General features: G+C 69.9%; 18 protein-coding genes. 7 read left to right on the top strand and 11 right to left on the bottom strand.

Annotated features, from left to right (window positions below; genetic code table 11):
- Positions 1-63: 63 nt before the first annotated feature.
- Both ACZ7EG_RS26415 and ACZ7EG_RS26410 read left to right on the top strand, forming a co-directional pair.
- Positions 64-1,002, top strand: a complete 939-nt coding sequence (locus ACZ7EG_RS26415) for a MerR family transcriptional regulator (RefSeq protein ID WP_471083666.1) — start codon at positions 64-66, stop codon at positions 1,000-1,002.
- Positions 1,003-1,100: 98 nt separating this feature from the next.
- Positions 1,101-1,643 (top strand): GNAT family N-acetyltransferase, encoded by a 543-nt coding sequence (locus tag ACZ7EG_RS26410; RefSeq protein WP_471083663.1) that lies wholly within the window; start codon positions 1,101-1,103, stop codon positions 1,641-1,643.
- A gap of 418 nt (positions 1,644-2,061) precedes the next feature.
- Here the strand turns inward: ACZ7EG_RS26410 and ACZ7EG_RS26405 are convergent, their stop codons facing one another.
- The 5 genes from ACZ7EG_RS26405 to ACZ7EG_RS26385 all read right to left on the bottom strand — a co-directional run bounded on the left by ACZ7EG_RS26405 (position 2,062) and on the right by ACZ7EG_RS26385 (position 8,474).
- Entirely contained in the window at positions 2,062-2,415 is a 354-nt protein-coding gene (locus ACZ7EG_RS26405; RefSeq protein WP_361952676.1) for a cupin domain-containing protein, read from the bottom strand.
- A gap of 1,042 nt (positions 2,416-3,457) precedes the next feature.
- On the bottom strand, positions 3,458-4,138 hold the full coding sequence (locus tag ACZ7EG_RS26400) for a haloacid dehalogenase type II (RefSeq protein WP_471083660.1): 681 nt from the start codon (positions 4,136-4,138) through the stop codon (positions 3,458-3,460).
- A 51-nt stretch (positions 4,139-4,189) separates the two neighbouring features.
- Positions 4,190-5,269 carry a phosphotransferase gene (locus tag ACZ7EG_RS26395; protein ID WP_471083657.1) on the bottom strand — a complete coding sequence of 360 codons (1,080 nt, stop codon included), beginning with the start codon at positions 5,267-5,269 and terminating at the stop codon, positions 4,190-4,192.
- A 21-nt stretch (positions 5,270-5,290) separates the two neighbouring features.
- Positions 5,291-6,640 carry an aspartate aminotransferase family protein gene (locus tag ACZ7EG_RS26390; RefSeq protein ID WP_471083654.1) on the bottom strand — a complete coding sequence of 450 codons (1,350 nt, stop codon included), beginning with the start codon at positions 6,638-6,640 and terminating at the stop codon, positions 5,291-5,293.
- A gap of 556 nt (positions 6,641-7,196) precedes the next feature.
- Positions 7,197-8,474 (bottom strand): NAD(P)/FAD-dependent oxidoreductase, encoded by a 1,278-nt coding sequence (locus ACZ7EG_RS26385; RefSeq protein WP_471083651.1) that lies wholly within the window; start codon positions 8,472-8,474, stop codon positions 7,197-7,199.
- Between the two features lie 707 nt (positions 8,475-9,181).
- Between ACZ7EG_RS26385 and ACZ7EG_RS26380 the strand changes: the two genes are divergently transcribed.
- Entirely contained in the window at positions 9,182-10,351 is a 1,170-nt protein-coding gene (locus tag ACZ7EG_RS26380; RefSeq protein ID WP_471083648.1) for an ROK family transcriptional regulator, read from the top strand.
- Between the two features lie 48 nt (positions 10,352-10,399).
- Here ACZ7EG_RS26380 and ACZ7EG_RS26375 read toward each other — a convergent pair whose 3' ends face one another.
- Positions 10,400-11,431: a saccharopine dehydrogenase family protein gene (locus ACZ7EG_RS26375; protein WP_471083645.1), complete on the bottom strand. Its 1,032-nt coding sequence runs from the start codon at positions 11,429-11,431 to the stop codon at positions 10,400-10,402.
- 101 nt (positions 11,432-11,532) lie between these two features.
- On the opposite strand from ACZ7EG_RS26375, the gene ACZ7EG_RS26370 reads away from it, so the two are divergent.
- Positions 11,533-12,477: a helix-turn-helix domain-containing protein gene (locus ACZ7EG_RS26370; protein ID WP_471083642.1), complete on the top strand. Its 945-nt coding sequence runs from the start codon at positions 11,533-11,535 to the stop codon at positions 12,475-12,477.
- A 26-nt stretch (positions 12,478-12,503) separates the two neighbouring features.
- On the opposite strand, the gene ACZ7EG_RS26365 is transcribed toward ACZ7EG_RS26370, so the two are convergent.
- Entirely contained in the window at positions 12,504-13,160 is a 657-nt protein-coding gene (locus ACZ7EG_RS26365; RefSeq protein ID WP_471083639.1) for a maltokinase N-terminal cap-like domain-containing protein, read from the bottom strand.
- Positions 13,161-13,291: 131 nt separating this feature from the next.
- Here ACZ7EG_RS26365 and ACZ7EG_RS26360 point away from each other — a divergent pair, with 131 nt between their 5' ends.
- Positions 13,292-13,912, top strand: a complete 621-nt coding sequence (locus ACZ7EG_RS26360) for a dihydrofolate reductase family protein (protein WP_471083636.1) — start codon at positions 13,292-13,294, stop codon at positions 13,910-13,912.
- Here the strand turns inward: ACZ7EG_RS26360 and ACZ7EG_RS26355 are convergent.
- Genes ACZ7EG_RS26355 through ACZ7EG_RS26345 form a run of 3 tightly spaced genes read right to left on the bottom strand, consistent with a single transcriptional unit; the run spans position 13,894 to position 16,267 of the window.
- Complete coding sequence (locus ACZ7EG_RS26355; protein ID WP_471083633.1) at positions 13,894-14,166, bottom strand: hypothetical protein; 273 nt, start codon at positions 14,164-14,166, stop codon at positions 13,894-13,896. The two genes, ACZ7EG_RS26360 and ACZ7EG_RS26355, sit on opposite strands and share 19 nt — an antisense overlap.
- On the bottom strand, positions 14,163-14,705 hold the full coding sequence (locus ACZ7EG_RS26350) for a SigE family RNA polymerase sigma factor (protein WP_471083630.1): 543 nt from the start codon (positions 14,703-14,705) through the stop codon (positions 14,163-14,165). The genes ACZ7EG_RS26355 and ACZ7EG_RS26350 overlap by 4 nt, the downstream gene beginning before the upstream one ends.
- A gap of 20 nt (positions 14,706-14,725) precedes the next feature.
- The gene (locus ACZ7EG_RS26345) at positions 14,726-16,267 is read right to left on the bottom strand and encodes a sodium:solute symporter family protein (protein ID WP_471083627.1); all 1,542 of its coding nucleotides are present in this window, start codon (positions 16,265-16,267) and stop codon (positions 14,726-14,728) included.
- Positions 16,268-16,493: 226 nt separating this feature from the next.
- Here ACZ7EG_RS26345 and ACZ7EG_RS26340 point away from each other — a divergent pair, with 226 nt between their 5' ends.
- Complete coding sequence (locus ACZ7EG_RS26340; protein WP_471083624.1) at positions 16,494-18,653, top strand: carbon starvation CstA family protein; 2,160 nt, start codon at positions 16,494-16,496, stop codon at positions 18,651-18,653.
- Complete coding sequence (locus tag ACZ7EG_RS26335; RefSeq protein WP_471083621.1) at positions 18,650-18,838, top strand: YbdD/YjiX family protein; 189 nt, start codon at positions 18,650-18,652, stop codon at positions 18,836-18,838. Before ACZ7EG_RS26340 ends, ACZ7EG_RS26335 begins: the two co-directional genes overlap by 4 nt.
- A gap of 256 nt (positions 18,839-19,094) precedes the next feature.
- Here the strand turns inward: ACZ7EG_RS26335 and ACZ7EG_RS26330 are convergent, their stop codons facing one another.
- Positions 19,095-19,730, bottom strand: a complete 636-nt coding sequence (locus ACZ7EG_RS26330) for an acetoacetate decarboxylase family protein (protein ID WP_471083618.1) — start codon at positions 19,728-19,730, stop codon at positions 19,095-19,097.
- Positions 19,731-20,003 lie beyond the last annotated feature (273 nt).

The following is a 20,003-nucleotide window of genomic DNA, read 5'->3' as shown; positions in this document are numbered from 1 at the left end:
GGTTGCCTGCCGGCAGGCGAAGGGACTTGAGTCTCCAGTAGGGGGAGACACAAAGGTGGGGGCATGGACGGCGACACGCTCTACTCGATCGGCGAACTCGCTCGCCGGACCGGTCTCACGGTCAAGACCATCCGGTTCTACTCCGATCGCGGCATCGTGGCGCCGACGGACCGCAGCCCGGCCGGCTACCGCCTCTACAGCATCGACGCCGTCGCACGCCTGGACCTCGTGCGGACCCTGCGCGAGCTGGGACTGGACCTTCCCACGATCCGCAAGGTCGTGGACCGCGAGCTCTCGCTTCCCGAGGTCGCCGCGGCGCACGCCGAAGCACTGGCAGCGCAGATCCGCGTCCTGCGCCTGCGGCGCGCGGTGCTGATGGCGGTGGCCGAGCGCGGGTCCACACCTGAGGAGGCAGAACTCATGCACCGGCTGGCCCAGCTTTCCGAGGACGAACGCCGACGTCTGATCGGCGATTTCCTCGACGCCGTCTTCGGCGGTCTTGACGCCGCCCCCGCATTCGCGGGGGTCATGCGCTCGATGACCCCCGAGTTGCCCGACAATCCGGAGGCAGAGCAGGTTCAGGCGTGGGTGGAGTTGGCCGAAATGTCCCTGGACCCGGGTTTCCGTGCCGTCGTGCGGCGGATGGCCGAGGACCAGGCGGCCGAGCAGATCCGAAGCGACATGATGGGCCCGCGCCGCGACATTGCCGCAGTCGTTCGTGACCAGGTCGGCCCGGCTCTGACCGCGGGCATCGACCCGGCCTCGCCCCAGGCCGATCCGATCGTCGCGGCGTTCACGGCGCACTGCGCGCACGTCCTCGGCCGCCCCGACGACGTTGAGCTTCGCCGCCGGCTGGCGACTCGGCTGGAGAACGTGAGTGACCCCCGCAGGGAGCGGTACCTCCAGCTGCTCGCAGTGGTCAACGGCTGGCCGGCCCCGGAGAGTCTGGCTCCAGTGTTCGATTGGTCCGTCCAGGCTCTGCGCGTCCGGACACAGCAATGACGGGGCGGTCGCAAGGCGGCATGGGGCGGATGCGACTGACGTCGGGTGAAAACGCCACCGCATAGGATCGGTTGGTGAGTGCTCCGGTTGTACTTCAGGTGGCCGCGTCGCCGGTCTCTCCCGCTCTCGTTCTTCGCCCCTGGCGCTTGGAGGACGTTGCCGCATTGGTCGAGGTGAGCCGGGATACCGCACTGCGCCGGTGGGCGAACCCTGTCGTGGACAACGATGCCGACGGGGCACACTGGGTCCAGGCTCAGCAGCAGGGCTGGGCAGCGGGGGACCGGTTCGGCTTCGCCGTCCTTGAGGCGCAACCCGGTTCCGTTCGCGAACAGTTGGTGGGCAACGTGGTCCTCAAGGAAGTCACCTCCGGCAAACCGACGGCCGAAGTGGGCTACTGGACCGCGGCGCACGCTCGCGGGCGGGGAGTGGCCTCCCGCGCCCTGGAGGCACTCACCAGCTGGGCCTTCGACACCTTCGAAGCCGACGGTCTGGAGCGTCTCGAACTCCTGCACCAGGTGGACAACCTGGCATCGTGCCGGGTTGCACAGAAGAGCCGCTACGACTTCGACACCATCCTGCCCGCGGTACCGCCCTCCTTCCCCCGCGATGGCCACCTGCACATACGGCGCATGAGTGTCTGAGATCCCCCGGCTTCTGCGGATCGGCTGAGGCTGCTCACGCCTGCCGATTGTTCTCCGACGTTCCCCCTGCTCGCCTTCTGGCACCGCAGATGGATCCAGTGCTCGGCGGGTAAGTCGTAGAACGCCGGCAGCCCGTCCTCATCACAGATCAGTCATCGCGAGTCTCGACGGAGGCGTGGGCGGGCCTGTTACGCGACTGTGCGGGACAGCATCTGCACCGGCCCGGCGGGTCGGACCGGGGCGACGGGAACATACGCATGGGACCGGGCGGTAGCCGCCCGGTCCCATCGCCACATGATCCATCGCTGAGCCGGATTTATGCCACTGCGTGGGCATCAGGGCATCGAGGGCATGCGCCTTCCGGAAAGGCTGCCCTCGCGGGAGGACTCGACGACGATCGTGCCCTGCGGCATCGGCGTTACGACACGGTCAGGTAGATCTTGCGCACGGTTTCGATGGTCTTCCAGACACCGACGTAGCCCGGCTTCATGACAAAGCTGTCGCCTGCCTTGTAGACCACCGGCTCGCCGCCTTCCGGCGTGAGTTCGATGACGCCGGAGAGGATGTGGCAGAACTCGAAGGTCTCACCCTTGATCGAGTGTGTCTCGCCGGGCGTGGCTTCCCAGACGCCCGTTTTGATCGTTTCCCCGCGGGCGGCGTCCTGGGCCCAGGTCTTGTACGTCGGGTTGCCGGAGATCAGGCGCTCCGGCAGCGGGCCGGACTCGAGGGGGGCAAAGGAGGGGTCGGTATCGATGGTCTTCAGGAGCGACATATGTTTTCCTCTACTGGTTCTGGTAACTGCGCACGTCGTGATCGGACGTACCAAGCGTCACCGGGCCGAGTTCGACCAGGCTCATCACGCATCTCGGGCCAGGGCCTGACGGCTGCCGGCCACGGTCTCGGTCTCGGCGCGCAGCGGATCGGTGAGCGCCTCGGCGGGCAACAGGCCCTTGTCCTGAGCGAGTCAGGCCACGCATCGGTCGGCGGCGAGGGCCTCCGCGGCGATGTCGATGGCCTCAGCGGACCCTGGCCTGCACCCCGGCGGCGTGGATGGTGCGACTGTTGCGGCCCACTGAGTATCTCCGCAGGCCCGCACGGAGCCGACGGGTGATCTGTCGGTTGCGGGCTCGGTATTCGGACATGGTGTCAAGCAGCGGGCTCGGGCGGCGTCGACGGCGCGTTGGCCCAAGGGGTTGCTGTGAAACCCGGAAGCGGCCGCGTTCGGCTTGTCCCGGCGCACGGAGACGGTCACCCGGTGAGCACCGGCCGCCGGCTGTGGGACATGGCGAATTCCTGACCTGTTACGCGTAGTTGAGTGGGGAACGTCAGCCGAAGTCGCGCTTGATCACGTCACCCGTCACCGGGGGATGAGGGCGATGCGGTGGTTCCGGTTCGTCATACGGCCGATTGCAGCAGCGGGCCGGGCAGCGCGTCCAAGACACAATCCCGCCGAGCAGCTCGGCGGTGCCCGCCTCCAGATCGCTGGGTATACGAGGGGAATCCGTGATGCGGGGACGCATTGGTCCCGGCGGTGGGGGGGCTGGAACGCCGTAATGACGGACGGAAACGCGCGGGGCTCAGGCCGCCGAGCGAGACCGGGGGAAGAAGGGAAAGGAAGGGGAGCGCGCGGTGGTGCGGCACGCTGTCGCAGGCGCGGCAATATCACGACGGTGCATTTCAATCGTTTTACGATTCCCGCCGGGCCGGCAGTGCCTCGAATGAGGGCGGAATGCCCCGGGGGTCTCGTCCCGCACGGCAACACAAGCCGTCAGGAGAGATCGGTGTGCGCCGTGCGGGAATGGTGTCGCCTGGGATCAGATGCCGAGCATGGTGTTGAGGTCGTCCAGGGACTTGACCGTCACATAGTCGTAGCCGTGGGTCACCGGGTCGTAGCCGCGGTCCAGCAGAACCAGGTTGCGGAAGCCCATGTCGTGCATCGACTGGTGGTCGTAACGGGTGTGCGAGGCCACGTGCACGAAGTCCTCTGGGGACGCGTCGAGCTTCTCGAGCATGTACTCGAACGCGGCGTACCGGGGCTTGTAGAAGCCGGCCTGCTCAGCGGTGAGGACCGCGTGGAACTCCGCGCCGAGCTTGGGCACGCTCTCCGCGAGGAAGGAGTCGTCCGCGTTGGACAGGATGACCAGCTTGTAGTGCTCGGCCATCTTCTTCAGCGGCTCCACCACGTCCGGGTGAGGTCCCCAGCTGCGGACGCCGTCGGCGAATCGCTTGCCCGCGTCCGGGGCGGCCTTCACACCCCACTTGCGGCAGACCCGCTCGAAGGAGTCCTGCAGGACCTGCTCGTAGGGGTAGTACGCGCCGCGGACCTGGTCGTAGCGGTAGCCCCGGAACTCCCGGACGAACTGGTCCCACTGCTCGGCGGGGATCTGGTCGCCGACCAGCTCGTACGTGATGGGGGTGATCGGGTATTCGATCAGCGTGCCGTAGCAGTCGAACGAGACGTACTTCGGCCGGAACTGCAGTGAGGGAATGGCCATGGAGACGTTCCAATCTCTTTATGAGGAATCGCAGATGTTCGGTATCGGGTTTCAGGAATTCCCGTGAGGGGTTTCCCGTAGGTGCGCGACGACGTCGTCCAGGAGCACGGTCAAGGAACGCTCGACATTGATCCAGTCGTCCTTGGCGTGATCCAGGAGGTACTCGCGCCGTTCGGGTGTGCGCTCCGCGCGCCAGTTCGTGATCAGCGCACGCAGTGTGAGCCGGGCCAGCGCGGCAATCGGGAGCAGTGGGAGTTCCGAGTCCTGGATCGGCCGCTCTCGTTGGTAGCCGGCGACGAAGGCGCAGGCGTCCCGCCAGGGATGTTCCGGCGTCCTGCCGAGCAGGTTCGCCATGGGAACGGCGGGGTCGAAGATCACCGCACTGCGCACGGTGTCGCCGAAGTCGATGACTCCTGTGACGAAGTGATCACTCTTCGGGTCCACGACGATGTTGTAGGGGCTGAAATCACCGTGGATCACTTGCGTCTCGAGATCGCTCAGCCTCGGGACGACGCTTTCGCCGAAGAGCCGGAAGACCGATCGGGCCGCCCGGCGGTGCCCGGGGCTGGGCGTGTGCTCGACCAGTTCGGCCAGCCGGTGGAAGTGCCGGATGTCCCATGCCAGACCTCGTCGGTCCGCCGGGTGGGAGAACTCCCTGAGCGCCACGTCGATCAGCCCGAGCATCTCGCCCGCTCTGGCGAGCCCCTCCGCGTCCGCGTTCGCATCGGCAAGGACCTGGCCTTCGACGAAGTCGAACACCCGCAGGATCCGAGTCCTGCCGTCGTTCAGCCTGATGGTCACATGGTCGTCTCCGCCGGCGGTCAGCCTCACCCGCTGGACGGGCAGGTGCGGAGCGGTGATTTCGAGGTAGCGCATCGCGGCGGTCTGGAGGGCGACGACCGCCTCGGTCTCTTCAGGGGGTGAGACCTTCACGAGGCAGGTGCTCGATTCGGTGGTGAGCCTGAACGTGTCGTCCTTCTCGGTCGCCAGCCGTTCGAAGCGCCCGCTGAGGCGGTAGTGCTCCTCAAGGAAGATGCTCACCAGCATCACGTCGATGGGCTGATGGGACGACGTCAGGCCGCTCTCTTCGAGGAGCCGTTGAGCGTAGGTAGGTGCTGGTGAGGTGTTCACGATCAGTCCCTTCGCGGCCTGCTACAGACGGTTCTTCGCGACCTCGGCGAACGTCTCAAGGAAGCGGGCCACATCGGCGGAGTCGAAGGCCAGCGGAGGGCGGATCTTCAGCGTGTTCGCCGACGTGCCCGTGCCGTTGATCAGGATGCGGCGGTCGCGCATGTCGTTGATGACGTCTTCGGCAAGCGCGCGGTCGGGCTCCAGGGTCTCCCGGTCCTTGACGATCTCCACGCCGACGAAGAGACCGGCGCCGCGGACTTCGGCGACATAGGGGGAGTCCTTGGTGATCTCCCGCAGCCCCGCGCGCAGAGCGTTGCCGCTCTCCAGGACGCGCTGTTGCACGTTCTCCTTCTCGAGGACGTCCAGCACGGCGGCGCCGGCGGCCACGGGGATGGAACTGCCGCCGAAGGTGTTGAAGTAGCGGACGTTGCGTCCGAACTCCTCGCAGACCTCGGGGCGGAAGACCACACCTGAGATCGGCAGGCCGTTGCCCATCGGCTTGCCCATGGTGACGATGTCCGGCAGCACGCCGTGGCGGCTGAAGCCCCACATCGAGTCCCCGAGCCGGGCGAATCCCGACTGGACCTCGTCCGCGATGTAGACACCGCCCGCCGCGTGCACCTCCTCCACCACGGCCTGCATGTAGCCGGGGGGGTCGGTGAAGATGCCGTCGCTGCTGTAGGCGCAGTCGGTGATCAGCGCGGCGAGCCGGTAGCCGTGGCGCTCGAGGTCGTCGACCGCGCCGCGCACCTGCTGCCGCATGTGCTCGTCGAGCGTGGAACCGGGCGCGACGAGGCGCGGGTCGGGAGCGTCGATGAGCCGGACGTTCGGGCCCAGCGGCGAGCCTGCACCCAGGGTCGGCGAGAAGCTCGCCACCTCGCGGGTGATGCCGTGGTAGGCCCAGCGGGTGACGATGATGCCCTCGCCGCCCGTGTGGAACCTCGCCACGCGCATGGCCAGGTCGTTCGCCTCGGAGCCGCTGCACGCGATGCTCAGCTTCGACAGTTCCTCGGGGAAGGTCGCGAGAAGCCGCTCCGCGTAGTCGACCAGTGCTTCCTGGACGTAGCGCGTGTTGGTGTTGACGGCGGTCATCTGCCGGGCGACGGCCTCGGCCACGTGGGGGTGGGCGTGTCCGACGCACGGGACGTTGTTGTAGGCGTCGAGATAGTCGTTGCCGTCCCGGTCGATCAGGTGGGCGCCGTGACCTGAGACGAACTCGACCGGCTCCTTGTAGATGAGCGTGTAGCCGGGGCCCAGCACCCGCTCGCGGCGGTGGATGGTCTCTTGGATGTGTTCGGGGAGTTCGCTCACTGCGCCCGGGTCGAACCGGTTGGGGTAGTGGGCGATCGCCCGACTGAGCGTGGAAGTCATCTGCAGGCACACCTTCAGTCTGTTTCCGTCGAGGTTGCTCGCTGCTGTGGCTGAGACCTTACCATCGTTCGTTCCAGTTCCAGCCTGAAACTAGAAAGTTTTTCGGCCGGATCTGTATCGCAGTTCAAGCGCCGGGAAGTGGCGGGTAACTCACCTGCATGGAAAGGGAGTTGGTTGAGCGATCAGACGGGTCCGAGCGCCGTTCGCCTGCCTGTGGAGCTGCACTGTTTGAGCCACTGCTGAACCGAGACCCCGCGCCCGGCCTGGGGGGAGGGGGGCCGGACGCGGGGCGATCCGCGGTGGTGACGTGGCCGTCGTCGAAGCTGAGGGCGCTACGGCCGTGTCGAAGAGTGCCGGATCCATCTGGCGGCTTCCGGGGCGACGTCAGCGAGGGTGAGGAGCGGCTGGAACCGGCCGGCTCCACGGGACTGCGACCTCGTCGCCGCTGGTGGACGGGTGGTGACTCGGCATCTGCGGGAGCTGAGCTCAGTCGACCAGGGATGTGAGCGGGGCTCTCATAGGTCCACCGCCCATGCTCTCAGCGTCTGTCCGACGCTTACTTGATGACGTCCATGAACTTGTAGAACCCGCCGGCGAAGGGCAGGAACCAGGGCGGGCCGAAGTGGCCTGGGATCCGCTTGAAGGGCAGGTCGCTCCACGGATTGGCGGCCACGGTGCCGTTCATGTACGAGGCCATCTGCTTGCCCATGTGCGTCGCCATCTGGACGCCGTGGCCGGAGTAGCCGAGCGAGTAGAACAGTCCGTCCTGTTCGCCGGCGTGCACCATCCGGTCCATGCTCATGTCGACCAGTCCGCCCCAGCAGTAGTCCACGCGCGTCTTCGACAGCTGCGGGAAGACCTCGGTCATCGCCTTGTGGAGGATGCGTCCGCTCTTCGCGTCCGACTGCTGGTTGGACCCGGCGAACCGGGCGCGGCCACCGAACAGCAGCCGGTGGTCCGGAGTGATCCGGAAGTAGTTGAGCAGGTTCAGGGACGTCGATGCCATCCGCCGGTTCGGCAGGAGCATGTCGCAGGCGTCCTGGCCCAGCGGTTCGGTGACGATGATGAAGCTGCCGACGGGCGCGATCCTGACCTGGTGCCAGCGGAACGGGCGGCTGGTGTGGCCGCTGGTCGCCACGAGCGCCTGGTCGGCCTCGACGGTGCCGCGCGGGGTGACCAGCTTGTACCTGGTGCCGCCCAGCCTGATGGTCTTCTCGACCGGTGCCTTCTCGTGGATGGTGACGCCGAGCCGTGCGGCCGCCTCGGCCAGGCCCCTGGTGAACTTGCCGACGTGCAGACCCGCGCTCCTGGCCTCGACCATGGCGCCGTGGTAGCGGTCGGAGCCGACCTCGGTGTGCAGCTCGCTCTTGGGGATCAGGCGGGTATCGAGCCCGAGACGGCCGGACATGATCTCGTGGGTCTTGCGCAGACCGTCGAAGTGGGCCGGCTTGGACGCCAGGTTCAGCTTGCCCGTGCGGGCGAAGTCGCAGTCGATGTTCTCTTCCTTGACGAGTTCCTCAAGGGTGTCGACTGCGTCGTGGTAGGCCATCAGGTACGCCTTGGCGGTGTCGAAGCCGTAGCGGGAGACCGCGGACCGGAAACCGATCGACATGCCCGTGGTGGCCATGCCGCCGTTGCGGCCCGACGCGCCGAACGCGACCGTGTCCTTCTCGAAGACGTGCACGTCGGCGCCCTGGCGTGCCAGGTGCAGTGCCGCCGACAGGCCGGTCAGGCCGGCGCCGATGATCGCCACGTCGACGCGCCCGCCGATGTCTGTCCCGGAACGGTCCGGTCCCTGGGGAGCGGTGTCGAGCCAGTAGGGGGTGAACTTCATGTCGCTGCTCTCCTGCCAGTGCCGTCAGCCGCTCGGGGGGTCGGAAAGCTGCTCGCTGCTGGGCCCAGACCATACCACTCTTAGTTCCAGTTCCAACCTGAAATAAAAAACTTTTGGAGAGGCGCCCGGCGATCGGCGGGGCGGGGGTGCCGTGGGCGCGGCGATTCCGGGGCGATCCGGAAGGTGCGGATCCGTGTACAGCGGCTCGATCCAGACGTCGAGCGGGCGGGCGGCCGGCGTCTTGCGCAGGGGATATGCCGCTGGGTGACGTCACACGCGGGCGGGAAGGTGTTGATCGCGAGTGGTAGGGTCGCCGGCATGCGGTCAAGTCACCCTGGGGCATGGGGTGATCAGCCCGGCGACGTCACCGCGCCGCGGCGGCTGACCGCACAGGGGTCCACCGTCTGATCGATGCTCGCTGCCGACAGTCAGTTGGTCATCGACCCCCAGCCTCCCGGCCTGCGCCGCAGTGCGGCGATTCTGCCGGGAGTGCTTCGGGGACCCTTCGGAGTGCATGACAGATGAGCCGAGAACCGTCCGGCACAGCAGAAGACGAGGAAGAGGGCCCCGAGGGCACCCTCCAGCGCACCCAGGCGACGACGGCAGGCGGACGCGAACAGCCTCGCGTCACTCCGCCGCAGCCCGCGATCATCACGACCAGGCCGGTCCCGGCAGGACCGCCGTACCGCGCTCGCTATGGTCATCACGTGACCTCTAACCCCACTCCCCGCGACTACAACAAGGCGTCCGTCCTCGACGTGGTCCTCTCCCACGCGCCCCTGACCCGGAACCAGCTGATCGAGCTGACCGGCCTGAGCAAGGCCACGGTGTCCAGAGCGGTGGAGGAGCTGAGGGCCGACGGGTTCGTCGTGGACGGCGGAATGGACGAGGTCACCGGTCGCGGCCGCCGCTCCACCTATCTCGACCTGCCCGGCACGACCGGGCATGTCGCCGGCATCAGCTTCGGAGCGCAGACCACCGGTGTGCTGGTGACCGACCTCAGGGGCCGCGAGGTGCACCACCTGGTTGTTCCCACCGTCGGCCACCAAGAGGTCGAGGACGCCGCACGATGGCTGGTCGACCTGATCGACCGGGCCGCCGAATCCGCGCAGGGCCCGCTGCGTCAGATCGTCGCCGCGGTTCCCGGCCGGGTCCGGGGCGGCACGGAGATCTTCGGCCCCGCGGAGTCGATGAAGATCTTCGAGGGCTCCGGCCTCCACCGGGCCATCGAGGACCTGGTCCACGCCCCCGTGGTTCTCGACAGCGATGCCAACGCGGCCCTGCTCGGGATCCTCACGAACGACGCCACCATCTCCAATGCCGCGCTGTTCAGCGTCAGCACCATACTGAACTTCGCCAGTTGCACGGAGCACGAGCTCGCCCGGGGGAACACGCCCACCTTCGGCGACATCGGTGTGCTGTCCTCCGGGGCCGGTGACGAGATCCTCGACGAACTGCTGAGCACCAGGGGTCTTCTCCGGTTCGCCCGCACGCGGGGGCTCCAGCTTGAGCGCATCGAGGACCTCTGGCTGGAGTCGCACCCCGAGGGTCCGCGTACCGAGGTGCTCGAAGCGTTCACCACGGCGATCGTGACCGCTGTCAGCGTCGTAGCGGTGACGTTGGACCCCGAGTCGGTCTACTTCGTGGGCCGGCTGAGTCCACTCGTCGACGAGGTGCTTCCGGAGGTGCGCGGCCGGCTCGACCGGAGCCTGCCGGCCGCCCCCGCGATCAGACTGGTGCAGCACCTCATCGGCCTGTCGACCGCACAGGGGGCGGTCTACGCCTGCCTGACGATCGCTCAGGAGCGGCTGCGGGACGCCGTACTCGGGGCACGGCGCCAGAACCAGCCCGCCGAACATTCCGCACCGGCCTTCTGACGCGGCGGGCGGACCGCGGGAAGGGAACTTCCCGCGGTCCGCCGGCCCCTACCGGGGCAGTTCCACCGAGAGGTGCGAGGACAGCGCGCCGAGGAAGTCGGCCGCGTCGAAGATCTCGCCGGCGGAGACGACACCGGCCGTCCGGGTCTGCCCGGTGAGGATGCGGTGGACCGCCTCCACCGCGAGCGGCGCCGTCACCGCGTAGATGTCCCGACCCCTCGCCACGGCGCGCCGTTCGGCGCCGCCGGAACGTACGACGACGTCGACGAGGAAGGTCTGGGCGGACCGCCCGTGCTCGTCGACCGCCTCCGGCGTCGGAGTGCCGGGGGCCGACACGTCCCGGGCGGCCTCGGCCGTCATGTAGGTGCGCACTTCGGGGACGGCCAGGTGGCTGGGGATGGTGACGACGTCTGCCATCGTGAACTCCCCGATGACCTCCCGGGAGCCCAGCGGCTCGGGGAAGGGCCACTGCAGGGTCGTCGCCTCGTCGTGGCGGTAGCCCAGCCGCCCGTTCCGGTACACCACGCGCGCACCGCCCCGCCGCTGCCGGGAGACCGCGCCCGCGGCCCGCGTTCCGTCCGTGGGCTGCCAACCGCTCAGGGCGTACGCGACGTGTGCCTCGTCGGCCTCGGCCCAGTCGCCCATCGCCGCGGTGGCCAGCAGGTCACCGAGTCCGCCGAAGAAGGCCATCGCCGGGACGATCACCGCTCCAGCGGCGCGGGCGCGGTCCGCGAAGTGGGCGAACGTGTCCGCGTTCGCCTCGATCTCCGCTGCCACATCGACGTACGGGACGCCGGCGCGCAGGGCCGCCTCTACCACCGGGGCGGCCGTCGTGGTGAACGGCCCGGCGCAGTTGACCACCGCCGCCGCCCCGGCCAGCGCGCGGTCGAGCGCGTCCGGATCGTCGACCGACGCCGCCCGGACCTCCAGCCCGGGGTACGCCGCCGCCAGCGCCTTCAGCTTCACCTCGTCGCGGCCCGAGAGAACCGGGACGAACCCGCGCTCCAGCAGCTCCGCCACCATGAACCGCCCGGTGTGCCCGTACGCGCCGAACACCGTCACCGTCTGACCCGGTCCCATGAGCTCTCCCCTGTGCTCGAACGATCAACTACGACCACCCTGACGGGATTGAGCGTCCGACCGTGAGTGTCTGGAACGACATGCCCCATACGATTACGGACATGACCACTGTCGCGCTGGCCGCCACCGACGGAATGCTGCACTTCGAACTGTCCCTGGCACACGAGGTGTTCGCCGCGGCCCCGGCCGGGGTGACGGGACCTTGGTACGACCTCACCGTCTGCGGCCCGGCCGCCGTGCACATCGGCCGGTTCCGGCTGGAACCCGATGCCGGGCTCGACCGGCTCCGGCACGCCGGTACCGTGATCGTCCCCGGCTGGGCCGACGTCGACGAGGGCCCGCCCGCAGACCTGGTCGACGCGGTGCGCGAGGCGCACGAGGCGGGCGCGCGGGTGGTCTCCCTGTGCACGGGCGCGTTCGTACTGGCCGCGGCCGGGCTTCTCGACGGGCTGCGCGCCACCACACACTGGGCCCACACCGGGGAACTGGCCGCCCGTCACCCCCGGGTGGAGGTCGACCCGGACGTGCTGTACGTGGACAACGGCAGGGTGCTCACCTCCGCGGGCAAGGCCGCCGCGCTGGACCTGTGCCTGCATCTCGTCCGTCTCGACCTGGGCTCGTCGGTCGCCAACGCCGTCGCGCGCCGCCTGGTCGTACCCCCGCACCGGGCCGGCGGACAGGCCCAGTTCGTCACCACCCCGGTGCCCGACCGGGACGACCACCCGCTCGCCGCCCTGTTCCCCTGGATCATCGAGCGGCTCGACCAGCCGCTGACCGTTCAGGACCTGGCCCGCCGGGCCGGAATGAGCTCCCGTCACCTGGGCCGGCAGTTCAGAGCGGCGACCGGCACGACCCCGCTGCAGTGGCTGTTGACCCAGCGCATCCGGCACGCACAGGAACTGCTGGAGAAGACCGACGCCGGCGTCGACACCATCGCGGCGGCCACCGGCATGGGAACCGCCACGACGCTGCGCCGACACTTCAACCGCACGGTCGGCGTGCCCCCGGACACGTACCGCAGGACGTTCCGCGCACGAACCCGCTGATCCCGGAGGGGCTGTGCCCGGGGGAGCTACGCCCGACCGCCGCCGTGCAGGACGGCGAACGCCCCCTGCGCGCGGGTGCCGTCCGGCGCCTCCCAGGAGCCGGCGACGTGGCCGATCGCCCCCTGCGGAGGGGTGACCAGGCCGTCCGCGGCGGGCTGCAGGGCCCGGTGCAAGCGGAGGACCGTGCCCTGCGGGGTGGTCAGCGCGGTGCCTTCCGGGTCGTCGGTGACGGTGAAGTCCGAGGAGAGGGGGCCTTCACCGGTGCGGGAGACGACGACCTGCTGAGCGGGCGTGTCGCTGACGTTCTGGTCCTGGGCCTGCGCCCGCCCCTCGATCAGGGCCGCCAACTGGGTGACCAGCACGGGATCATGGCAGCCGTCGTAGGCCCAGCGCCGCCCCAGCACACCGTGCTCCATCGTGCCGACGAGGGCGTGATCCGCCCCTTCGAGCGGGGCACCGCGATAGGCCAGAGGCACCAGGTACGCGACCGGCTGAGGGCCGGAGGCATCGGTGACCACCATGAACTCGATCCCCACCTCGCCCTGCGGATCGTCGAGCCGGAAGCCTCCCGCCTTCGCCAACTCCGGTTCGGCCGCACCGCGGAACCACGGACGGGAGGGCAGCCAGGCGGTGAGCAGTTCCAGCTTGGTGGGCTTCAGGGTGGTGTGGTGGATGACGGCCATGCCGAGCGTCCCCTTCCGATGCGTCGTACGGGCGATCACACTTTCGCATCCGCGCGGCGCAGCAGGGTCCACAAGACGGGAGTTCGTACGCGTAGGTTCGGACACCGGAACGCCACGAGGAGGACAGGGCCATGACCACATCGACGGGCAGGGTGGTGTGCGACATCACGATCTCGGCCGACGGGTACGCGGCCGGACTCGGCCAGACGGAGGAGCGGCCGTTCGGGGACGACGGCGGTGACGGCTCGGGTGAACAGTTGCACGCCTGGATGTTCCGTACACCCGACGAGAACCGGGCCGAGATCGACCGGCTGAACACTGCCGGGGCGTTCATCATGGGACGCAACATGTTCGGCCCGGTGCGGGGCGCGTGGGAGCGGCAGTGGAACGGCTGGTGGGGTGGCGATCCGCCGTTCCACGCGCCGGTGTTCGTGCTCACCCACCACCCGCGCGAGCCGCAGCCGATGGACGGCGGCACCACGTACCACTTCGTCACCGACGGCATCGCGTCGGCCCTGGTCCGGGCCCGCGAGGCGGCCGGGGACGGCGGTGTCACCATTCTCGGCGGCGCGACCACGGTCAACCAGTACCTCGCCGCCGGCCTGATCGAGGAGCTGCGGCTGCACATCGCGCCCCTCACGCTCGGCGCCGGCACCCGGCTCTTCGAAGGCGTCCCGCCGCTGCGCCTGGAGCAGGTCACCTCGCGGGCGGCGAGCCGGGTCACGCACGTGACCTACCGCGTGCTGACCTGAGCGCTCGGAAGACCCGAGAAGATGACCCCCGGGGAGGACGGCGCCTCGTTCAGCACCCACAGACCGATCAGCGTCGCCAGCGCGAACACGACGGCGACGAGCACGGCGAGGACGAGCCGGCGACGGCGTTCGCGGCGCAGCCACTCGCCGCGTGCCGTGCGATAGGCGTCGGGCGCGGCCCGCACCCCGCCGGCGAGGGCGGCCAAGGCCTCGGCGAGCTCCTGCTCGGTGCGGTCCGGTTCGGTGTGGTTCATCGCCGGGCCTCCATCGCCTGGGTCAGTGCGGCCAGGCCGCGTGCGGTGTGCGTCTTGACCGACCCGGAGGAGATGCCCATCGCGGCGGCGATCTCGCTCTCCTTCAGCCCGAGCCAGTGCCGCAGCACGAGCGCCTCGCGCTGCCGGGCCGGCAGGTGTTGCAGCGCGTCGATCAGCACGCGCTGGTCGTCGCGGAGGAGCGCCGCGCTCTCGGCGGACACGACGGTCTCCTCGGGTGGGTTCTCCACGTGCTTGCGGGCGACCTGGAGGTGCCGGATGCGCATCCGGGTCAGATTGCACACCGTGGAGCGCAGATACGCCTCCGCCGCCTCGATGTCCCTCAGGCGCCGCCACTTGCGGTAGATCTGGTAGTACGCCTCGGCCACGACGTTCTCCGGGTCGTCCGCGCCCAGCAGCACGGCCAGGCGCAACATCGAGGCGTAGTGCAGCTCGAAGAGCCCGGCGAGTCCGGCCTCGCGCTCCAGCTCCGCCGGGTCGGCCGGCGCGGGCGTCAGCGTCTCGACGTCGGGCTCCGGCACCGGTATCGGGTGTCTGTGTCTCACTGCTGGTTCGCTCCCGTCTCCGGACGCCGCCTGACGGTCAGGCGGGACGGCAGGTCGGTCAGATCGGCGGCGCGCGGGACGCCGAGACGTTCGAGTACGGCGGTGCCGGCCACCGCGACGACCAGGTTGAGCACGAGCGCGGCGAGGCCGGCGTAGATCTCCAGTGGCCCGGAACCGAAGCCCACGATGGAGGAGAACCCCTCGCGCACGACCAGGAAGGTCCCGGACACCATGCCCACGCCCCACCCGGCGAGCAGCGCCCGCGGGTGCAGGCGTGCGGTGTACAGGCCGACGGCGACGGCGGGGAGGATCTGCAGGATCCAGACCCCGCCGAGCAGCTGGAGGTTGATCGCGTCCTGGTCGCGCAGCCCGAAGACGAACGCGACCGCCCCGGCCTTCGCGATGAGCGACACGGCCTTGGCGATGCGCACCTGCCGTTTCGGCGTGGCCGTGGGATGCACGTACTCGACGTACACGTTGCGTACGAAGCTGGTGGCCGCCGCGATCGACATCACCGCCGCCGGGACCAGCGCCCCGACGGTGATCGCGCCGAACACCAGCCCGGCCAGCGGCCCCGGCATCAGCCGGTCGACCAGCATCGGTACGGCCGCCTCGGCGCCGCCCTCCGGTGCCCGCACCCCGGCCGCGAGCGCCGCGAAACCGAGGACGCCGAAGAGCGCGAGCAGTCCCGTCCAGGCGGGCAGCGCCACCGAGACCTTGCGCAGGGTGCGCGGACCGTCGGCGGCGAAGCCCGCCGTGAGCACGTGCGGGTACATCAGCAGGGCGAGCGCGGAGCCGAGCGCGAGGGTGGCGTAGGCGGGCTGCTGGGCCGGGGTCAGGACCAGCGCCCGGTCGCCGAGCCGCCGGGCCGCTCCGTCGAAGACGGCGCCCGGCCCGCCCAGCCGCTCCAGGACCAGCCAGGTGACCGCGGTCAGCGACACGAAGACGGCCACCGCCTTGAGTGCCGAGATGACCGTGGGCGCGCGCAGCCCGTGCCGGTACGTGGCCACGGCGAGCCCCGCGAACAGTGCCACCATCACCAGGTCCCCGGCCGCGCCGCGCGGATAGACCCCGCCGGCGGTCAGCACCGCCCGTATGCCGAGCAGCTGGAGCGCCAGGTAGGGCATGGTCGCGAGGATGCCGGTCAGCGCCACGACCAGGGCGAGGGGCGGTGACCCGTACCGCCCGCGCACGAAGTCGGCGACGGTGACGTAGCCGTGGGCACGGGCCACGGTCCACAGCCGGCTGAGCAACACGAAGGCGAGGGGGCAGACGATCACCGTGTACGGCACGGCGAAGAAGGCCGCAGCGCCGTTGCCGTACGCCAGCCCCGGTACGGCGGTGAAGGTGTACGCGGTGAAGATCGTGCCGCCCAGCAGGAACCAGGTCCACACCGGGCCCAGGCTGCGGTCGGCCAGCGCCCAGCCTTCCAGGGACGGCAGCCGGTCGCTGGGATGCAGGCGCCGCGCGGTGACGGCGAGCAGCGACGCTCCGCCGATCACGGCGAGGAACGTCGCGGTCATGGTGCCGTCGGCCATGGGTCACCGTCCTTGGTGTGCCTGATCCTCACGGGGGAGTTGCGCGGCGGCCCCGATCGGAGGACACGGAACCGGCGGGAAATCCTCTGGAAATTCGCTGTCAACCGGTTCCGGGGGGTGGGCAACTCTTGCACAGACCGACAGCGAGCGGGAGAGCCGCCGTTTCGCCGATCCCCGGGCACCTCGTGTCACGAGGTGTCTCGCACCGCCCTGGTGAGGAGCCGCCATGCCTACGCCCACCCTGCCCGAAACCGGCCTGCCAGCGCCCGAAAAGTCGCGTATATCACCTCGATCGATCCTGCTGTGGACCGTCGTCGCCCTGCTCGGGGCCGTCGCCTGGGGCGTCCTCGCGCTGGCCCGGGGCGAGAGGATCTCCGCGGTCTGGCTGGTGGTCGCCGCGCTCGGCTCGTACGCCATCGCCTACCGCTTCTACGCGCGGTTCGTCGCCCGCCGCGTCCTCCGGCCGGACGACCGCCGGGCCACCCCCGCCGAACGCCTGGAGGACGGCGTCGACTTCCAGCCGACCGACCGCCGGGTGCTGCTCGGCCACCACTTCGCCGCGATCGCCGGCGCCGGGCCGCTGGTCGGACCGGTCCTCGCGGCGCAGATGGGTTATCTGCCGGGCACGCTGTGGATCGTCGCCGGGGTGATCTTCGCCGGAGCGGTGCAGGACATGGTGGTGCTGTTCCTGTCGATGCGCCGGGACGGGAAGTCGCTCGGGCAGATGGCCCGTGAGGAGATCGGCCGGGCGGGCGGAGTCGCCGCACTGGTAGCGGTGTTCGCCATCATGATCATCCTGCTGGGTGTGCTCGCCCTGGTGGTCGTGAACGCACTGGCCCATTCCCCGTGGGGCACGTTCTCCGTCGCGATGACGATCCCCATCGCCCTGTTCATGGGCTTCTGGATGCACCGCGTCCGCCCCGGCAGGGTCGTCGAGACCAGCCTCATCGGCGTCGCCCTGCTCCTCCTCGCCATCGTCGGCGGCAGCTGGGTGCAGAACTCCTCACTGGCCGGCACGTTCACCCTCAGCCCCACCACCCTCGTCTTCTGTCTGATCGGCTACGGCTTCGTCGCCTCCGTGCTGCCGGTGTGGATGCTGCTGGCTCCGCGCGACTACCTCTCCACCTTCATGAAGATCGGCACGATCGCGCTGCTCGCGGTCGGTGTGGTCGTGGCCGCACCCGTGCTCCGGGCGGACGCGGTGAGCGACTTCGCGACGTCGGGCGCCGGGCCGGTCTTCGCGGGCTCGCTCTTCCCCTTCCTCTTCATCACCATCGCCTGCGGCGCGCTGTCCGGCTTCCACGCCCTGGTCTCCTCCGGAACGACACCGAAGCTGATCCAGAAGGAGTCGCAGGTCCGGCTGATCGGCTACGGCGCGATGCTGATGGAGTCGTTCGTCGCGATCATGGCGCTGATCGCCGCGGCGACGCTGGAGCCGGGTCTGTACTACGCCATGAACGCACCGGCGGGCCTGCTCGGGGCGACGGCCGAGTCCGCCTCCCACGCGGTGGCGGGCCTCGGCTTCACCATCACCCCCGACCAGCTCACCCAGGCCGCGAAAGCCGTCGAGGAGCAGACCTTGATCGCCCGCTCCGGCGGGGCCCCCACCCTCGCGGTCGGCATGTCGGAGATTTTCTCCGGAGTCTTCGGCGGATCCGCCATGAAGGCCTTCTGGTACCACTTCGCGATCATGTTCGAGGCGCTGTTCATCCTGACCACCGTGGACGCCGGCACCCGGGTCGGCCGCTTCATGCTCCAGGACATGCTCGGCAACGTCTGGAAGCCCCTCGGCCGGGTCAACTGGAAGCCCGGCATCTGGCTGTGCAGCGGCCTGGTCGTCGCCGCCTGGGGTTACTTCCTCCACACCGGCGCCACCGACCCGCTCGGCGGGATCAACCAGCTCTTCCCGCTCTTCGGCATAGCCAACCAGCTGCTCGCCGCCATCGCCCTGGCCGTCTGCACCACGATCCTGATCAAGTCCGGCCGCCTGCGCTGGGCCTGGGTCACCGGAGTCCCGCTGGCCTGGGTCACCGCGGTCACCTTCACCGCAGGATGGCAGAAGATCTTCTCCGCCGACCCGAAGATCGGCTTCTTCGCCCAGCGGGCCCACTACGCCGACGCCCTGGACGCCGGCCAGATCCTCGCCCCCGCCAAGTCGACCGCCGACATGCACACCGTGATCACCAACTCCACCGTCGACGGCGTCCTCATCGCCCTCTTCCTGCTCCTGGTCGCCGTGGTGATCGGCAACGCGGCGGTGGTCTGCGTGCGCGCGGTACGGTCCGCGACGCCGCTGCCGACCACCGAGGCGCCGTTCGTCGAGTCCCGCATCGACACGTCGGGCAGCCCCGTCGAGCCCCTGGCCTCAGCCGGAGCCCGCTCGTGAGGATCCGGCGCTGGGCGCGGGCCGTGCGCTGGTACCTGCGTGAGCTGACGGGCGAAGCCGCGTACGACCGCCACTGCGAGCGGCACCGGCGCCACCACCCGCTCGCCCCGGTTCCGACCCGTCGCGAGTACCAGGTGCTGCGCCTCCGGCAGCAAGAGACCCGCAGTCACAGCCGCTGCTGCTGAACGGCCCGGGTCACGCCCGGTGTCACGAGGCGCCCCGCACCCCGTCGGGGATCCTCCAGGGGCACGATCGGGCCCGGGCGACCGGACCCGAGCCGCACTGGGCCGCCGGGCGAGGGCCGGCGTGGCTCAGCTGCCCACGACGCCGCGGATGTCGCGGAGCGTGAAGAAGAAGAGCGGCGGATCCTCCAGGGGCACGATCGGGCCCGGGCGACCGGACCCGAGTCGCACTGGGCCGCCGGGCGAGGACCTGCGTGGCTCAGCTGCCCACGACGCCGCGGAAGTCGCGGAGCGCGAAGGAGAAGAGCGGCCGATGCCGGCCGAAGACGGACAGGGGGTCTTCGGCCCCGGTCATGACGCGGCCGCGGCCGAGGGCCGGCCGTCCGCTGATCCGCATGGGGACGCGGCACTCCGCACCGTCGGACGACTGCTGGAACAGGTGGGCACGGGCCGGCAGCCGGCAGGGCAGCCGCAGCACATCGCGGTATGCGAGGCGGACGGCCGGAGTCCCGGGAGCGGTCAGCTCGCCCCGGGCGCTCCGGCCCTCCGCATGAAGGGTGATCGCGCCCAGCTCCTTCGGGATGCCCCACAGGGCGCGCCCCCCGGCGAGGGACTGTTCGTCGTCGACCCAGGCGGCCACGGTGCTGCCGGCGAGGCGGCGTCCGTGGCGCACGACCAGGGCGATGAGGAACTCGCGGTAGGTGAGAACGCCCCCGGGCCGGTAGTCGACCCAGAAGGTGATCAGGGTGGCGCGGCGCCGCACGATCCACGGGCGGGCCCCGGACGGCGGGGACCAGGGCGGCAGCTCGCCCACGGGGACGCGCCACAGCGAGACGATCATGTCGCCGGTGAGGCGCCACGGCGAGGGAGGAAAGGGGACGGCTGGTCGTTCCACGGCGTGATGACCGACTTCCTCGGTTCGGACTCGTACGGCCGATTGTTCCACTCGACACGGCGGGGGCGGCCCCGCGGCGCGACGCCACGGGACCGCCCGGTCGCCGGTCAGCGGTCGCCGGCCAGCGCCACGAGTTCGGCGAACAGGCCGCCGGCGTGGACGAGTTCCTCGTACGTCCCCTGCTCGACGACCCGGCCCTGGTCCATGACGAGGACGCGGTCGGCGAGACGCGTGTTCTCTGGGGGTTCCCAAGCTGTGGCGTGTCGTCGTACG

The organism is Streptomyces sp. NPDC037100 (assembly GCF_055606225.1).
This window is presented reverse-complemented; position numbering and strand designations above follow the sequence as displayed.

Coding starts and splice junctions, on each gene's coding strand:
- ACZ7EG_RS26375 (WP_471083645.1), bottom strand. CDS start 11,431: ATGGGACCGGGTCAGACGGTGACGGTGTTCGGCGCGTACGGGCACACC.
- ACZ7EG_RS26355 (WP_471083633.1), bottom strand. CDS start 14,166: ATGAACCACACCGAACCGGACCGCACCGAGCAGGAGCTCGCCGAGGCC.
- ACZ7EG_RS26405 (WP_361952676.1), bottom strand. CDS start 2,415: ATGTCGCTCCTGAAGACCATCGATACCGACCCCTCCTTTGCCCCCCTC.
- ACZ7EG_RS26365 (WP_471083639.1), bottom strand. CDS start 13,160: ATGGCCGTCATCCACCACACCACCCTGAAGCCCACCAAGCTGGAACTG.
- ACZ7EG_RS26415 (WP_471083666.1), top strand. CDS start 64: ATGGACGGCGACACGCTCTACTCGATCGGCGAACTCGCTCGCCGGACC.
- ACZ7EG_RS26340 (WP_471083624.1), top strand. CDS start 16,494: ATGCCTACGCCCACCCTGCCCGAAACCGGCCTGCCAGCGCCCGAAAAG.
- ACZ7EG_RS26370 (WP_471083642.1), top strand. CDS start 11,533: ATGACCACTGTCGCGCTGGCCGCCACCGACGGAATGCTGCACTTCGAA.
- ACZ7EG_RS26360 (WP_471083636.1), top strand. CDS start 13,292: ATGACCACATCGACGGGCAGGGTGGTGTGCGACATCACGATCTCGGCC.
- ACZ7EG_RS26390 (WP_471083654.1), bottom strand. CDS start 6,640: ATGACTTCCACGCTCAGTCGGGCGATCGCCCACTACCCCAACCGGTTC.
- ACZ7EG_RS26345 (WP_471083627.1), bottom strand. CDS start 16,267: ATGGCCGACGGCACCATGACCGCGACGTTCCTCGCCGTGATCGGCGGA.
- ACZ7EG_RS26385 (WP_471083651.1), bottom strand. CDS start 8,474: ATGAAGTTCACCCCCTACTGGCTCGACACCGCTCCCCAGGGACCGGAC.
- ACZ7EG_RS26400 (WP_471083660.1), bottom strand. CDS start 4,138: ATGGCCATTCCCTCACTGCAGTTCCGGCCGAAGTACGTCTCGTTCGAC.